The sequence below is a fragment of the Curtobacterium sp. 1310 genome, from assembly GCF_017834105.1.
Lineage (GTDB): Bacteria > Actinomycetota > Actinomycetes > Actinomycetales > Microbacteriaceae > Curtobacterium.
Window position 1 is genome coordinate 322,867 of record NZ_JAFICY010000002.1, and the last position, 15,561, is coordinate 338,427.

Genomic DNA, 15,561 nt, shown 5'->3' on the forward strand with positions numbered 1-15,561 from the left:
GGGCGGGGTCGGCCGCCGGTCCGGCGTCGGACTACCAGTCGTGGACGGTGCCGTCGGCCAGGCGGTTGAACGGCAGGTACGCCTGCTCGTACGGGTACTTCCCCGCCTCGTCCACGTCGAGCGTCACGCCGAGGCCCGGCTCGTCGCCCGGGTGCAGGTACCCGTCCGTGAAGGTGAACGTCTGCCGGAACACCTGGTTCGTCCTCGGTCCGTGCTGCATGTACTCCTGGATGCCGAAGTTGTGGATCGCCATCCCGAGGTGCATCTGCGCGGCGAGTCCGACGGGTGAGATGTCGGTCGGCCCGTGGAACCCGGACTTGATCTGGTACATCGCGGCGTAGTCCATCGTCTTGCGCAGCGGGGTGACGCCGCCCATGTGGGTCACGGCACCGCGCACGTAGTCGATGAGCTGGTCGCGGATGATGTCCTTGAAGTCCCAGATCGTGTTGAAGACCTCGCCGATCGCGAGCGGCGTGGTGGTGTGCTGCCGGACGAGCTTGAGCGCCTCCTGGTTCTCGGCGGGGGTGCAGTCCTCGAGCCAGAACAGGTCGTACGGCTCCAGGCTCTTGCCGAGCTTGGCCGCCTGCAGCGGGGTCATCCGGTGGTGACCGTCGTGCAGGAGCGGCAGCTCGGGGCCGAACTCGTTCCGGACGGCCTCGAACACGGTCGGCACGTGGCGCAGGTAGGCACGGGTGTCCCAGTCCTCCATCGCCGGGAACGCACCCCGCTGGGCGGGCTCGAAGTCGTACCGGACGCCGGCGTTGCCCTCGGTCGTCCGGTTCGACGCGATGCCGTAGATGCTCTCGAGCCCGGGGACGCCCGTCTGCACGCGGATGGACCGGTAGCCCTCCTCCTGGTGCTCGCGGATCGAGTCGAAGAGCTCCGGGAGCTCCTTGCCCGAGGCGTGGCCGTACGCCATGAGTCCGGTGCGCGACGCCCCGCCGAGCAGCTGGTAGAGCGGCATGCCGGCGACCTTGGCCTTGATGTCCCACAGCGCCATGTCGACGGCCGCGATGGCGGCCATCGTGACCGGGCCCCGGCGCCAGTACGACGAGCGGTAGAGGAACTGCCAGGCGTCCTCGATGCGGCTGGCGTCCCGCCCGACGAGCAGCGGGACGACGTGCTCGGACAGGTACGCGGACACGGCGAGCTCGCGGCCGTTGAGGGTGGCGTCGCCGAGCCCGGTGACACCGTCGGCGGTGGTGATCCGCAGGGTGACGAAGTTGCGGTCCGGACTCGTGACGATGACCTCCGCCCGGTCGATGAGCTGTCCGCGGTCGGCCGACGCCCAGGTGTCCGGTCGGCCGGCGGTCGGGTCCGTCGCCGCGCCGCCGTCGGCAGCGCCGGGGACGGGCGCAGCGGGGTTCGTGGTGCCGGTGTCGGTCATGCGTGGACTCCTTCGTCGACGGGGCCGCGTGCTGGTGCCGCGGCGGCGCGGATGCGTTCGGCGGCCGCGGTGACGGCGGCCACCACGGGGGTGGTGTCGAGGTCGGGCGCGACGACCCCCAACACGTCGTGCACGTCCGAGTCTGGCCCGGGTGCTCCGGCGTCGTCCACCAGCTCGGCCTGCGTGGTGCAGTGCACCCACCAGGCGGCGAGCAGGGTCGCGGCGCCCGGGCCGACCCCGGCGTCGGGGTCGCGCTCGAGTCGCCGACGCAGGACGTCGACGACGCGGACGGGCAGCTTCTGCGAGCCGCCGGACGCGATCTGGCGCAGGGTGTGCCGGATGCGCGGGTTCGCGAACCGCTCGACGAGCGCGGCCCGGGCGTCGGCGACCTCGTCGGCCGGCAGCGGGAGTTCGGCGGCGGCTTCGTCCCAGAGCTGCTCGACGGCGGTCCGGCAGCGTGGGTCGTCCATCGCCGACGCCACGGTGTCGTGGCCGAGCAGCAGGCCGAGGTACGCCAGGAGCGAGTGCGCCCCGTTGAGCAGCCAGAGCTTCCGCTGCTCGTACGGGGTGACGTCCGGCACGAGCCGGACGCCGGCGGTCTCCCACGCCGGGCGGTCGATGCCGTCGAAGACGTCCTCGAGCACCCACTCGGCGAAGGGTTCCGTGACCACGGGCACACGGTCACCGTCGAGCGCCCCGGGCAGGTCGCCGATCTCGTCGAGGTCGGCGGTGGTGGTGGCCGGCGTGATCCGGTCCACCATCGACGACGGGAAGGCGACGGACGACTCGATCCACGACCGGAGTGCCGGGTCGTCCGTCGCCCCCAGCACGGCCTCGCGGAGCACGGCGCCGTTGTGCGTCAGGTTGTCGAGCGACACCAGGGCGATGCGTCCGCCGTCGGCGGCCCGGCGTGCGGCGAGCCCGTCGACCAACCGGGCCGGCACGTCGGCGTCGGTGCGGTAGCCGGCCTCGGTGACCGTCAGCGTGACGATGGTCGTCCCCGGGGACGCGACCACGTGCCTCCAGGCCGTGCCGTCGCCGCCGGGGTGCGCCGCCACGATCGAGTCGACCACCTCGGCCGTGTCGCCGTCGGCCGCTCGCGTCACCAGCGTGTACCGGCAGTCCTGGCCGGCGAGCGCATCGGCTGCCCCGGGCGAGCGCCCGGTGAAGGCGGTGATCCCCCACGGATCACCGCTGGCGTGCTGCGTGTACCAGGCGAGGTGGGCGCGCGCGAACGCGCCGATGCCGAGGTGGGCGATGCCGGGGCGCCGACTCATGCGGTCACCGGGACCAGGGAGCGCAGGTACGCCAGGTTGTCGGCGGTGCGCTCGGCGAGCGGCAGGTCGGTCGAGAAGTCCTCGATGGTGACCCAGCCGCCGTACCCGTGCCGTCGCAGGGCGTCGAGGTACTCGGACACCGACGCCTGGCCGTCGCGCAGCGGTGCCCACTCGTTCCGCCAGATCCGGCTGCCGTCGGCCCGGGTCTCGCCGGTGTCGACCCACCGTGCGTTCTTCACGTGCGCGTGGGCGAGGTACGGCCCGAGGAGCTCGAAGGCCGCGAGGTGGTCCTCCTGCCCCTCGATCACGAGGTTCCCCAGGTCGTGGATGACGCCGACGTGCTCGGGGTCGAGCCCGTCGACGAGCCGGAGCGCGGCCGACGCGGACGGGGTGATCGTCATGTGGTGCAGCTCGACGAGTGCCTTGACACCGAGCTCGGCAGCGCGTGCCGCCGTCCACTCGAGGTCGGCGCGCGTGCGGTCGAAGAGCTCCCCGTAGGTGGCGCCGGTCCGCTCGCGCTCCCGCTGGTACCAGGGCATGGTGACGCGCACCTGGCGGGCGCCGAGTTCGCTCGTCACCCGGAGCATCGTCTCGACGCCCTCGTGGTCGGACACCGGCTGGTAGCCGCCGATGCCCGAGTACTGCAGGCCGGCGGCGGCGGTGGTGCGGGCGATCTCGCCGACCCGGTCCGCGATGCCGGTGAACTGCCAGGTCGACCGGTTGCCGGCCCAGAAGCCGGACGAGCCGTCCTCGGTGCGGTCGTCGACGATCCGCCACTCGATGCCGTCCCAGCCCTGCTCGGCGAGGGTGTCGGCTGCCTGCGACGGGGTCCAGTCGGGCGTGGACGCGGTGAACACGGAGAACTTCACCGGACTGCTCCTTCCCGGGGAGCGACGACCGGTTCGACGTCGTCGTACTTCCCCTCGATGACGTCGTCGATCCGGACCGGCTGCCCGAGGGTCGCGCTGACGTACAGGCCGCGGACGGTCGCGAGCGACACGAGGGCGTCGTCGACGGTCACGCCGGGGTCGCGCCCCTCGCGGATCGCGGCGACGATGTCCGTGTACTGGCGGGCGTGCCCCGCGGCGAAGTGGTCGGGCTCCGGCGGGCCGCCGACGACGTGCTCCGGCGGGACGACGTCGTGCTTCTGGTCGACGGCGTCGGCGACCGCGGTGGCGTTCGCCGTGGTCGACGCGGACTCGAGCGTCGCCGCGTCCGGTGCGACGTGGAAGTACGCGAGCCGGTCGTCGTCGACGATCGCCGAACCGTGCGTGCCGTACACCGCGTAGCGCGCGGAGAGTCCCGGGTAGGCGGCGGTCGTGCAGTGGATGACGCCGAGCGCGCCGCCGCGGAACCGGACGGTCGCGACCGCGGTGTCCTCGACCTCGATGCGGTCGTGCGCGAGGAGCCCGACCTGCGCCGAGATCTCCTCGGGACGACCGAGTGCCCAGACGAGCAGGTCGACGGTGTGCACGCCCTGGTTCATCACCGCGCCGCCGCCGTCGAGCGCCCACGTGCCGCGCCAGTCGCCCGAGTCGTAGTAGCCCTGCGAGCGGTACCAGGCGACGCTCGCGACGCCGGAGGTCACGGTGCCGAAGTCGCCGCCGTGCGCGGCTCCCGCGACCGCGACCGAGGCCGGGTCGAAGCGGTGCTGGCTGATCACGCTCGTCGTCACCCCACGGGAGCGGGCGTCCGCGGCGAGCGCCGCGATCTGGCGCGCCCGGGGCATCGTGGTGTCGAGCGGCTTCTCGATGACGACGTGCTTGCCCGCGGCGAGCGCCGCCTCGGCCAGCTGGACGTGCATGCCGGACGGGGAGCAGATCGCGACGACGTCGATGTCGGTCTGCGCGATGGCCTCCTCGACGGTCGCGGTGGTGACGGGCCGGTCGGCGCCCGTCGCCTCGATCTCGTCCGCCGCGCCGGTGGCGGCTGCGGGGACGGCGTCGACGAGGGCGACGACCTGCAGGTCCGGGTGCTGCACGGCGACGCGCGCGTGGTGGCGTCCGATGACGCCGGCGCCGACGACCGCCAACTTCAGGGGGGTGCTCATCGCAGGGTGACTCCGATCTGGTCGGTGAGGGAACGGAAGGCCCGTCCGGCACGGCCGAAGGCCGCGGGGCCGGAGAACCCGCCGAGGGAGGTGACGTCGCTGAGGTGCGGTTCGAGGGAGGCGTACCCGGAGTAGCCGGCGTCGCGGAGGGCGGTCAGGGTCTCGAGCAGTTCGCCGTCGCCCTCCCCCGCCGGGACGACGGACGCGTCGGCGGCCAGGGCGTCCTTCACCTGCAGGTAGTCGACGTACGGCGCGAGCTGCGCCCAGCCGTCGGTGAACGGCCGGACGCCGCACTGCACGTAGTTCGCGTTGTCCCAGGCGAGCCGCAGCGCGCTCGACCCGACGCTCTCGACGATGTCGAGCACGCGCTCGGGGACGTCGCCGTAGATGTCCTTCTCGTTCTCGTGCAGGAGGGTGACGCCCTCGCGCTCGGCGAGGTCGGCGAGCGCACGCATCCGGACCATGACGTCGTCGCGCACCTCGTCCGCCGTGCGCCCGTCGAAGTAGAACGAGAAGATCCGGATGTTCGTCGTGCCGAGCGCGTGCGCGGCCGCGATCGCGCGGCCCAGCCGCTCGACCTCGTGCTCGACGGGCCGGTCGACGACCACCTTGCCGATCGGCGAGGCGATCGCGGACACGGTCTGCCCGCGCTCCTCGAACAGGCGGTGGAGGCCGGCGAGCTGGTCGTCGTCGAGGTCGACGACGTTGGTGCCCCAGGCGCTGCGCACCTCGATCGCGCTCGCGCCGAGCGCCTGCAGCACGGCGACCTGGACGGCCGGGTCGGCATCGATCTCGTCGCCGAAGCCGGAGAGCTCCCACGTTGGCTGGGTCATCGTGTTCCTTCCTTGTCGGACGGGAGGCGCGTGGCGGGCCGGCACCGCGCCTCCCGTCCGTCGTGTGGTTGCGTTCGCTCCTTGACGGAGCCGGCGGCCTCGACGGGTCCTGCCCGCCGACCAGGTCACTTGACGGAGCCGGCGGTGAGCCCGCCGACCAGGTAGCGCTGGAAGATGAGGTAGAGCGCGACGACCGGCACGGCGCAGACGATCGACGCGGCCATCATCTGGCCGTAGATCGGGACGGCGCCGCCCTCCTGGGCGGTGCCGAGCACCTGCAGCACCACGGCGACCGTGCGGGTGTTCGGGGTCGTCATGATCGTGCTGAAGAGCACGTCGTTCCAGCCGAGCAGGAAGGCGAAGATCGCCGAGACCACGATGCCGGGCCACGAGAGGGGCAGCACGACGCTCCGCAGGATGCGGGTGCTCGAGGCGCCGTCGATGCGGGCCGCCTCCTCGAGCTCCTTCGGCAGACCGCGCAGGTACGTCACCATCACCCACGTCGAGAACGGCAGGGCGAACGTCAGGTAGGTGACGAAGAGGCCCCAGCGGGTGCCGATCACCTGCACGCCGGTGGCGCTCGCGATGTTGGCGAAGACCACGAAGACGGGCAGGAGCAGCAGGGTGCCGGGGATCGACTGCAGGGCGAGCAGCCCGCGGAGGATCGTCAGCCGGCCGAGGAACCGGAACCGGACGAGCACGTAGGCGGTGGACACGGCGAGCGCCGCACTCGCGACCGCCACCGCACCGGCGGTGAGCAGGGAGTTCACCAGGCCCTGCCCGAGCGCCACGGTGTCCCAGATTGCCACGTAGTTCGACAGCGTGAACTCGGACGGGAAGTACTCGCCGCGGGCGACCGCGACGTCCGAGTTCACCGAGCCGAACAGGATGTACAGCACCGGCACGGCGATGAACGCGACGAGGACCGCGATCACGGTGACCAGCAGCCACCGCGGCAGCAGCCGGGTGACGTCGGTGTCGTACGGACGCTTCGGGCGCTTCGCGCCACCGGCGGTGATGCTCTCGGTGAGCGTCGCGGTCGGACGGGTGCGGGTCTGGCTGAAGGCGCTCATGCGCGGGCTCCCTCGAGGTCGGCGGCGGCCGGGGCGGCGAGCAGGGCGCGGTCCGCGCGACGCTGCTTCCGGGTGGGGCCCGCGTCGTCTCCGGTGTCGAGCTTGACGGCCCGGAGGTAGACGAACAGCGGGATCGCGACGATCACCAGCGAGCAGATCGCCATCGCCGCGGACAGGCCGAAGCGGAACGACTGGAAGCTCGCGATGTACGTCAGGACGGGCATCACCTCGACGCTCGAGGGCAGGGGGTTGCCGAAGAGCACGAAGGGCAGCGTGAAGTTGTTGATGTTGTGCAGGATCGAGATGATGATCGCCAGGCTCAGCGGTCCGCGCAGGTACGGGAAGACGATGTAGCGGAGCTTCGCCCACCACGTCACGCCGTCGAGGGCGGCGGCCTCGTGCACCTCGTTGTCGACCGCCTGCAGTCCGGCGAGCGAGAGCAGGTAGACGAACGGCCAGCTCGTCCACACCATGACGCCGGCGAGCGCCCAGTAGGACGCGGAGCCGTTCAGCCAGAGGACGTCGGTGCCGAGGACGGTGTTCACAACGCCCTGCGGCTGGAGCATCGTGCGGAAGAACGTCCCGACGACGAAGGCCGGCAGCACGTACGGCACGAGGTAGATCGACCGGACCAGGCCGCGCCCGGGGAACCGGTTCTGCGTGGAGACCGCCGCGGCGACACCGATCGGGACGGTGACCGCGGTGACGAGCACCGACAGGGACACCGAGATCCAGATCGAGTGCAGGAGCGGCGAGTCGGTGAAGGCCTCGGCGAAGTTGGCGAACCCGACGAAGGGAGCGCTGAACCACTGGCGCAGCGTGTACTGGTCGAGGTCGAGCATCGCGATGTACAGGCCGACGAGCAGCGGTACGACGATGACGGCGAGCATGAGGACGCCGCCGGGCAGGAGCATCCAGAGCGGACGCTCGCGCTGGTACAGCGGGGTCGTCCCGTGCGGGCGGACCTCCCGCGGGGTCTCCTGGCGGGGTCGGGTCTGCGTGGTGGTCATCACAGCCCTCCGTTCTTCTGGCGGTCGAGCGTTGCCTGGGCGTCCCGCTGCGCCGCTGCGAGGCGCTTCCGGAGCTGGTCGTCGCTGACCTCGCCGCGCTTCAGCGACGGGATCGACTGCACGACGACGTCGACCAGCGAGAGCTGCACGTCCGACCAGGCGCCGGTGAAGGCGGTGGGCTTCGACAGTTCGCCGGCGCGGACGATGGGGGCGAGGTCGGGGTTCTGCTGCGCGATGCGGTCCGCCGCGACCGTGTTCGTCGGCAGTTGCCCGAAGAGCTCGAAGTAGCGTTCCTGCGCCTCGGGCGAGGACACCTGCCGCACGAAGTCGAACGACAGGTCCTGCTTCGAGCCGTAGTCGGCGACGACGAGGTTGTCCCCGGACAGGATGCTCGCCGCCTCGATGCCGTCGGCGGGGCGCTCGGTCGCGCCGGGTGGCACGGTCGGCAGCAGGGCGTACTCGTACTTGCCGTCGACGGCCGAGCCCTGCAGCGAGTTCAGGGAGGTCGTCGTGGTCATCGGGAAGAACGCCGCCTTGCCGTCGGCGAACTGCGCGAGGGCCTGCGGGTTGTTCCAGCCGATCGCCGCGGGGTCGACCACGCCGTCCTCCGTCACCCAGTCGAAGTAGGTGCGGTAGGCCTGCTCGACGGCGGGGGCGTCGATCTCGGCCTTCCCACCGTCGATGATCGTGTTGCCGGCGTTCTGTGCCATGCCCCACACGAACTTCCACGGGTCGAAGCCGTCCGCGTAGGCGATCGCCATGCCGTAGGTACCGTCGCCGGTGGTCTTCCGGGCGTCCTCGGTGAGCTCGTCCCAGGTCGTCGGCAGGTCCGTGATCCCGGCCCGCTCGAGGAGCTCCGTGTTGACGGCCATCACGAACGGTCGGCTGGCGAAGGGGATCCCGATCTGCTCCGCCGTGCTCGGACCGGAGATGCCGAGGGACGCCGGTGCGAACTGGTCCTTGCCGCCGACCGCGTCCCACTGCTCCGGCCCCATCTCGACGAAGGCACCGGTGGCGTAGGCGGTCGGGGTGAAGGTCGTCCCGATCGCGTAGACGTCCGGGCCCTGGCCCGAGATGACGCTGGTCTGGATCGCGGTGAGCTCCTCCTGCGGGGTCGAGTAGGTCTCCCACTGGATGTCGGCACCCGTGGTGCGCTCGAACTCGGCGGCGGTCTCCCGCTGCCACTGCGCGCGTTCCTTCGGGTAGGTGGTGTCCGCGCCCATCATCACGCGGAGGGTGTCCGGGTCGTCGCCGCTGCCGTCGACGATCGCGCAGCCCTGCAGCGAGAGGGCGGCGACGGCGACGACGGCGGCACCGACCAGGATGCGGGTCCTGCGTCTTCCTGTGCTCATGCGGGGGTGTCCTCCTCGACATCTCCCCCGGGCGACGGTGCCCGGGACGGCGGCTGCGCTGCCGACGTGCCACCACTGTCCCGGCCGTGGCAACAACCGGCAACCGGTTGCCACTTGTTGCCACGCCGGCCTAGTTTCGCCTCGTGAGCAGCGCAGACACGGACACCTCGCGGCGGGTGACCATCCGGGACATCGCCGACGCGACCGGGGTCGCCCCGTCCACGGTCTCCCGCGCGCTCTCGCTGCCGGACCGGGTCAACCGCGACACCCAGCAGCGGATCCAGCAGGTCGCCCGCGAGCTCGGCTACGTCGCGAACTCGCAGGCCCGGGCGCTCACCTCGGGACGGACCCGGGCGGTCGCCGTCCTGGTGTCCGACATCACCAACCCCTTCTACTTCGACGTGATCCGCGGCACGCAGCACCAGCTCTCCGCCGCCGGGTGGACGCAGTTGCTCGTCGACACCGAGGAGTCCGCCGAGGCCGAGGTCGCGGCGCTGCGTGCCGTCGCCGGCAAGGCCGACGGCGCCGTGCTCACGGCGTCCCGCCTGTCCGACGCGCAGATCGCCCGGTTCGCCGAGCGCACCCCGCTCGTCGTCGTGAACCGTCGCCCGGCCGGGGTGCCGTCGGTCCTCATCGACACCCCCGGAGGCGTCGAGCAGGCCGTGCAGCACCTGGTCTCCCTCGGGCACCGGGACGTGCTCTACGTGGCCGGCCCGGACAGCTCGTGGTCGAACGAACGCCGCTGGCGGGCGCTCGTCCGCGTGGCGGGGCGTCTGGGCGTCCGGGTCGCCCGCGTCGGCCCGCACGCGCCGTTCGTCGACTCCGGAGCGGCCGCCGCCGACGCCGCCGTGCACGCCGGGGCCACCGCGTGCATCGCCTTCAACGACCTCATCGCGATCGGGATGCTGACGCGGTTCCGGGAGCGGGGCGTCCGCGTGCCCGAGGACGTGAGCGTGGTCGGCTGCGACGACATCTTCGGCGCCGACTTCTGCAACCCGCCCCTGACGACCATGACGTCTCCGATCGAACGCGCCGGTCGGGTGGCGATCCGGATGCTGCTCGGTCGACTCGATGCGCTGCCGGCCGACGAGCCGCCGGGTGAGCACCCGTCGGGCGCCGTCGCGCTGCCGACCCACCTGACCGTCCGGGGGTCCACGGGCCCGGCACCCGTGCGGCCCCGCTGATCCCCGCACCGCCGCACGATCCAGCCCGCCCGCCCACCCGCCGCTCGCCCGACCTCGCTCGCCTGCCCGCCCGCTCGCCCTCGCCCCCCGCTCGCCCGACCTCGCCCGCCTGCCCGAAGGAGCCGATGATGCCCTCCACCAGCACGACCACGCCGCTCGCACCGCACCCCGACCGGCTGTTCCCGGCGGACCCGGGGACGCGCTCGGTCGCCCGCACCGTCTACGAGGCGGTCCGCGACGCCCCGATCATCTCCCCGCACGGGCACGTCGACGCGGCACTCATCGCGGACGACCAGCCGTTCCCGGACCCCGCTGCGCTGCTGGTCACGCCCGACCACTACGTCCTGCGCCTGCTGCACGCGAACGGGGTCGGGTTGCAGGAACTGGGTCGCCGCGACCTGACGGGCACGCACCCGGACCCCGACGGCCGGGAGGTCTGGCGCCGGCTCGCCGAGCACTGGGACGACTTCGCCGGCACGCCGGTCCGCTACTGGTTCGAGACCGAGCTGCACGACGTCTTCGGTCTGACCGAGCAGCCGTCGGCCGCGAACGCGGACGCGCAGTACGACCGCATCGCAGCCGCGCTCGCGACGCCGGCGCTCCGACCCCGCGCGCTGTTCGACTCCTTCGGGATCGAGGTGCTCGCGACCACCGACGGCCCCGCGGACGACCTCGCAGCGCACGCACGGCTCGCCGCCGACCCCTCCTTCACCGGTCGGGTGCTCCCCACCTTCCGCGCGGATGCCGTGTTCGACCCGTCACGCCCGGACTGGAGGCACGTGGTCGCGTCGATCGGCGAGGCGTCCGGCATCGACACGGGCACCCACGACGGGCTGCTGGCGGCCCTCCGGGACCGGCGCCGGTACTTCATCGAGCACGGCGCGACCGCCACCGACACCGGCGTGCTCGACGCGGGATCCGCGCCGCTGTCCGCGACCGAGCGCTCGCGCATCCACGCGGCGGCGATGCAGGGCCCGTCGGGCGTCACCGCGGCCGAGGCGGTCGCCTACCGCCACGACATGCTCTACCGGTGGGCGGAGATGAGCGTCGACGACGGCCTCGTCATGCAGCTGCACCCGGGCGTGCTCCGGAACCACCACACGCCGACCCTCGAGCGGTTCGGCCCGGACACGGGCCACGACCTGCCGGCCGTCGGCGCGTTCACGGAGCCGCTCCGGCCGCTGCTCGAGGCCTTCGGGACCGCACCCGGCTTCCACCTCGTGCTGTTCACCGTGGACGAGACCGTCTTCTCGCGCGAGATCGGCCCCCTGGCCGGCTTCTACCCCGCCGTGTACGCGGGCGCCCCGTGGTGGTTCATCGACACCCCGGCGGCGATCGGCCGCTACCGGGCGGCGGTGACGGACTCCGCCGGGTTCACGAAGACCTCCGGGTTCATCGACGACACCCGGGCGTACTGCTCGATCCCGGCACGGCACGACATGGCACGACGGGCCGATGCGGCGTACCTGGCGTCGCTCGTGGTGTCGCACCAGCTCTCCGAGGAGGACGCGGTGCGGACGGCACGGAGGATCGTGTCGGACATCCCGCGGGCGACGTTCAAGCTCTGAGCGGGATGCCGCACATGTGACATGCGGAGTGTTCGGTCCTGCGGCGTCGGCGGGGTCAGGGTGAGGCGTCCGTCGTCCATCCGATCTCCGACCGAGGAGCGCCATGTCTCGTCGTCCGTCGTCCGAACGTCCTCCCTCGCCCGCCCCTGCCCGCTCCGGCCGACCCGGCCGACCCGGCGGACCCGACGGGCCGCCCTCGCTCGGCCGCGCGGTCGGCGCCCTGGGGGCAGTGGCCCTCGCGGTCCCCTCCGTCCTGCTCGGACCGGCCGGTGCTGCCGCTGCCGCGACCGCGCCGGCAGCGGTGGTCGGCCTGGCCGTCGAGGTCGCCGCCGACGGCCGCGGGCCCTTCACGCCGGACGACGGCCCGGGCGGGGACCGGGGTCCCGCGAACGGCATCGTCCGGACCCGCGACGCCGTCACGTACCGGGTCACGGTGAACGCCGGCGACGGGACCGCGCACCACGAGCGCTTCGTCCTCGACGCTCCGGCGGGCACGGGTTGGGCGGGGGTCCCGCTCGCGTGCACGGGTGCCGGGTCGGCGGTCGAGGGCCAGCGGCTCACCTGCGACCTCGGCGACGTCCCCTCGGGGCACGCCGTCGCCGTGCCGGCCGTGCTCGACGTCTCCGGGGACCTGCGGAACGGTGACCGCATCGCCGTGACGGGCACCGCGACCGCGGACGACGCCGAGCCCACCGCACCGGTCACGTCGGCGACGACCGTCGTGTCCGCCGCGCCGCGGTACAACCTCAGCAAGGCCGTGGTGGGCTCGACCCTGCGGACGGACGTGCCGGGGCCGTACGGCACCCCCGGCGTGCAACTGCGCTACCCGATCGCCGTCGACTGGCAGTCCCCCGTCCCCGGGCAGGGCCTGCTCGGCTTCGAGCGGAGCACGGGCGACATGCACTTCACCGACGACCTGTCCCACCTGCTCGGCGACCGACCGTCGGGTGCGGTGCTCTGGAACGGCGGTCGACCCGCCTGCGGCCGCAACGGCGAGGACGGCGTGCAGTTCGGCGGTCTGCCGGGCGGCCGCGGCGGGGGCGACCGAGCCGTGGCCGACTCCGGCACCGTCACCTGCACGCAGGCAGCGCCCGGCGGCGAGGTCGACGTGACGATCCACGGCGCCGTGACGGACGCCGCGCGCATGCCGGGGCGCAACATCGGCGGCGGCCCGATCAGCGGCGGCGTGAAGCCGTACGTCGTGAGCGGGTGGATCTCGCTGTGGATGCCCACCCCGTCGGTGCCGACGTCCGTCGAGTCGGTGAACACCTTCACGCCGCTGCAGACGACCTCGGTCAGCGGGACCCCGAACTTCCCCGGCGGCGCGGAGCCGACGGCCGACAACAGTGCTCGGCGGAACCTCGTCGAGCTCGGACCGGGCAGCGCAGGCAAGCGGCTCTGGCGCCTCGGGAGCGACGGCAGCGGCGTGACCGCCGGATCGGCGAAGGACGGAGACCCGTGGGCCACGGGCGGCACCCGACTCCGCAGTGACGTCACGATGGCGAACACCGGTCTCGCACCCTTCCGCGGCGCAGCGCTCTGCGACACCTTCGACCGCCGGACGCAGCGCCTGACGACGGTGGCAGGGCGGGCTCCTGCGTGGTCGAGCGGCCTCGAGCACGCGCACGTGCAGTACGCCGCGTACGACATGGCGTCACCGGCGGCAGGCCAGGTCCGCACCTGCGACGACGGCGACGGCCCCTGGTTCGACGACCCGGCGGAGGTCCCCGGCGGCATCGCGGCGGTCGGGGCGGTCCGCGTCACCGGCGACCTGGCCGGCGGCGCGAGCGGCGGTCTGTACTCCACGGTGACGACGCAGCGCGCGCCCGACGGGACCCGCGTGTACGACTTCGGGCACGCTCGCTTCGGGGACCACCGGCCCGAGTGGGTGCACGACCACCAGGACCCCGAGCTCGGTGCCGGCGGGCTGGCCGACAGCGTGGTGCTCACCGAGGACCTGGTCCGCGTCGACAAGGTGGTCGTCGACCCCGGGCACGACGCGGCCGACACTCCGGACCGGACGAGCGCGGTCACACCGGGCAACACCGTCGACTACGCGCTCCGGCCGACCCTGACGAACGGCTTCGCCGACGGACGCCCCACCGACGTGACCGTCCGTGACGTCCTGCCCGCGCACACCTCGTACGTCGAGGACAGTGCGTCGAGGACCCCCGAGGTCGACACGGTGCCGGGTGCCGACGGCCAGGAGCACCAGCGGCTGACCTGGACGCTGCACGACGTGGAGCCGAACGCGCGCATCGCGCCGATCACCTACACGGCGCGGATCGACCGCTCGGCGCCGGCCGGTCCGATCAGCAACACGGTGACCGTGGCGTCACCGGCCGACCGGTCCGACGAGCGCTGGCGCACCGCCGAGCGCGGCCTGGAGGTCGTCACCACCGGCGGGGTCGGGGTCGAGAAGCGCACGCCTACCCCCGTCGTCGTGACCGGCGACGATCCGGAGTGGGACCTCGACGTCACGAACACCGACGACGCCGCGATCGGCGGCCTCGACCTGATCGACGTGCTCCCGCACCACGGAGACGCACGAGGCTCGGACTTCCACGGCACCGTCGGACTCGCGGCGCCGGTCCCCACCGACCCCGACGCCGGTGAGGTCGTCCGGTACACCGACGCCGAGGCCGCCGACGTCTCCCCCGACGGTGCCGACCCGAGCAACCAGCCCGGCGGTACGACCCGCTGGTGCACCGAGGACGAGTTCGGTGCGAGCGGCTGCCCGGACGCACTCGACCGGGTGACCGCCGTCCGGATCGAACGGCAGACGCCGGTCCCCGCCGGCGAGACCGTCACGCACCGGCTCGTGCTCGCGACGAGCGGCGCGCACGACGGCGACCGCTACGTGAACCGGTTCGGCCTGCGGACGTCCGACCTGGCGCTCCCGGTGCAGTCGAACCCGTCGACGGTCCGGGTCGTCGCCGGCATGATCGGTGACCGGGTGTGGGACGACCGGAACGACGACGGCCTGCAGGACGACGACGAGCCCGGCGTCCGGGGCGTCCCCGTCGCCCTGACCGGGACCGACGACCACGGCGACGCGGTCGATCGCCGTGCGACCACCGACGACCAGGGCGGGTACCGGTTCGACGGGCTGCGGCCGGGCGACTACCGCGTGCACTTCACGGCGCCCGACGGGATGCACTTCACCGAGGAGCACGTCGGCGAGGACCCGGCGGTCGACTCCGACGCCGGACCGGACGGCGAGACCGCGGCGGTCACGATCGACCGGGTCACGAGCGCGGAGGGTGCGCTCGAGGGGGTGCGCCGCGACACGACCGTCGATGCCGGCCTGGTCGAGGCCGGACCCGGCGACGGTGGGGACGGCGGTGGTGGGGACGACGGCGGGGACCCGGGGGCAGGCGACGGGACCGATGGCCCGGGGAACCCCGGTGACGGTGACGGCGGCCGTCCTGGTGGCGCCGGTGCCGGTACCAGGGGTGGTGACGCGCCGATCGGCAGCGGTCACGAGCGGACCGGCGCGGCGCAGGCCCTGTCCGCCGACCGACTCGCCTACACGGGGACGACCGTCGGTGCTGCGGTGGCGCTGGCGCTCGCGCTCCTCGTGCCCGGGTTGACCGTGCTCATCAGCCGACGACGGTCCCGTCGGTCGTCTGACTGATCCGGCATCCGGCGCTCGGCACGGCGGGGTCGGGTCACCTCCGGGTGGCTCGACCCCGCTGTCGTGCGTCCACCGCTCACCGTGGGGCAGCAGCGGCCCCGGTCGTGCGCCCGTCGGTACGGCTGCGGTCGGCGGTCGGCGGTCGGCGGTCGGCGGTCGGCGGTCGGCGGTAGCGTCGCCCCGTGGACCC

At 73.1% G+C, this 15,561-nt stretch carries 11 protein-coding genes; 3 read left to right on the plus strand and 8 right to left on the minus strand.

Annotation, left to right across the window (positions count from 1 at the left end):
- Positions 1-31: 31 nt before the first annotated feature.
- The 8 genes from manD to JOD95_RS05675 form a co-directional block, all read right to left on the minus strand.
- Entirely contained in the window at positions 32-1,387 is a 1,356-nt protein-coding gene (gene manD / locus JOD95_RS05640; protein ID WP_245171582.1) for a D-mannonate dehydratase ManD, read from the minus strand.
- Complete coding sequence (locus JOD95_RS05645) at positions 1,384-2,664, minus strand: mannitol dehydrogenase family protein (protein WP_209683777.1); 1,281 nt, start codon at positions 2,662-2,664, stop codon at positions 1,384-1,386. The genes manD and JOD95_RS05645 overlap by 4 nt, the downstream gene beginning before the upstream one ends.
- Positions 2,661-3,533 carry a sugar phosphate isomerase/epimerase gene (locus JOD95_RS05650; RefSeq protein ID WP_209683780.1) on the minus strand — a complete coding sequence of 291 codons (873 nt, stop codon included), beginning with the start codon at positions 3,531-3,533 and terminating at the stop codon, positions 2,661-2,663. Before JOD95_RS05650 ends, JOD95_RS05645 begins: the two co-directional genes overlap by 4 nt.
- Positions 3,530-4,714 (minus strand): Gfo/Idh/MocA family protein, encoded by a 1,185-nt coding sequence (locus JOD95_RS05655; RefSeq protein WP_066652507.1) that lies wholly within the window; start codon positions 4,712-4,714, stop codon positions 3,530-3,532. The genes JOD95_RS05650 and JOD95_RS05655 overlap by 4 nt, the downstream gene beginning before the upstream one ends.
- Positions 4,711-5,547 carry a sugar phosphate isomerase/epimerase gene (locus tag JOD95_RS05660; protein WP_209683783.1) on the minus strand — a complete coding sequence of 279 codons (837 nt, stop codon included), beginning with the start codon at positions 5,545-5,547 and terminating at the stop codon, positions 4,711-4,713. Before JOD95_RS05660 ends, JOD95_RS05655 begins: the two co-directional genes overlap by 4 nt.
- A gap of 125 nt (positions 5,548-5,672) precedes the next feature.
- The gene (locus JOD95_RS05665; RefSeq protein WP_066652496.1) at positions 5,673-6,620 is read right to left on the minus strand and encodes a carbohydrate ABC transporter permease; all 948 of its coding nucleotides are present in this window, start codon (positions 6,618-6,620) and stop codon (positions 5,673-5,675) included.
- Positions 6,617-7,630: a carbohydrate ABC transporter permease gene (locus JOD95_RS05670; protein ID WP_066652494.1), complete on the minus strand. Its 1,014-nt coding sequence runs from the start codon at positions 7,628-7,630 to the stop codon at positions 6,617-6,619. The genes JOD95_RS05665 and JOD95_RS05670 overlap by 4 nt, the downstream gene beginning before the upstream one ends.
- On the minus strand, positions 7,630-8,982 hold the full coding sequence (locus JOD95_RS05675) for an ABC transporter substrate-binding protein (RefSeq protein WP_209683786.1): 1,353 nt from the start codon (positions 8,980-8,982) through the stop codon (positions 7,630-7,632). The genes JOD95_RS05670 and JOD95_RS05675 overlap by 1 nt, the downstream gene beginning before the upstream one ends.
- Before the next feature lie 143 nt (positions 8,983-9,125).
- Between JOD95_RS05675 and JOD95_RS05680 the strand changes: the two genes are divergently transcribed.
- The 3 genes from JOD95_RS05680 (at position 9,126) to JOD95_RS16860 (ending at position 15,371) form a co-directional block, all read left to right on the plus strand.
- Complete coding sequence (locus JOD95_RS05680) at positions 9,126-10,166, plus strand: LacI family DNA-binding transcriptional regulator (RefSeq protein WP_066652489.1); 1,041 nt, start codon at positions 9,126-9,128, stop codon at positions 10,164-10,166.
- A 128-nt stretch (positions 10,167-10,294) separates the two neighbouring features.
- The gene (uxaC, locus tag JOD95_RS05685) at positions 10,295-11,734 is read left to right on the plus strand and encodes a glucuronate isomerase (protein WP_066657811.1); all 1,440 of its coding nucleotides are present in this window, start codon (positions 10,295-10,297) and stop codon (positions 11,732-11,734) included.
- A gap of 229 nt (positions 11,735-11,963) precedes the next feature.
- Positions 11,964-15,371 carry an SdrD B-like domain-containing protein gene (locus JOD95_RS16860; RefSeq protein ID WP_209683789.1) on the plus strand — a complete coding sequence of 1,136 codons (3,408 nt, stop codon included), beginning with the start codon at positions 11,964-11,966 and terminating at the stop codon, positions 15,369-15,371.
- Positions 15,372-15,561 lie beyond the last annotated feature (190 nt).

Bases quoted from the DNA above. Each gene is read 5' to 3' on its own strand.
- manD (WP_245171582.1), bottom strand. From the start codon at position 1,387: ATGACCGACACCGGCACCACGAACCCCGCTGCGCCCGTCCCCGGCGCT.
- JOD95_RS05645 (WP_209683777.1), bottom strand. From the start codon at position 2,664: ATGAGTCGGCGCCCCGGCATCGCCCACCTCGGCATCGGCGCGTTCGCG.
- JOD95_RS05655 (WP_066652507.1), bottom strand. From the start codon at position 4,714: ATGAGCACCCCCCTGAAGTTGGCGGTCGTCGGCGCCGGCGTCATCGGA.
- JOD95_RS05660 (WP_209683783.1), bottom strand. From the start codon at position 5,547: ATGACCCAGCCAACGTGGGAGCTCTCCGGCTTCGGCGACGAGATCGAT.
- JOD95_RS05665 (WP_066652496.1), bottom strand. From the start codon at position 6,620: ATGAGCGCCTTCAGCCAGACCCGCACCCGTCCGACCGCGACGCTCACC.
- JOD95_RS05670 (WP_066652494.1), bottom strand. From the start codon at position 7,630: ATGACCACCACGCAGACCCGACCCCGCCAGGAGACCCCGCGGGAGGTC.
- JOD95_RS05675 (WP_209683786.1), bottom strand. From the start codon at position 8,982: ATGAGCACAGGAAGACGCAGGACCCGCATCCTGGTCGGTGCCGCCGTC.
- uxaC (WP_066657811.1), top strand. From the start codon at position 10,295: ATGCCCTCCACCAGCACGACCACGCCGCTCGCACCGCACCCCGACCGG.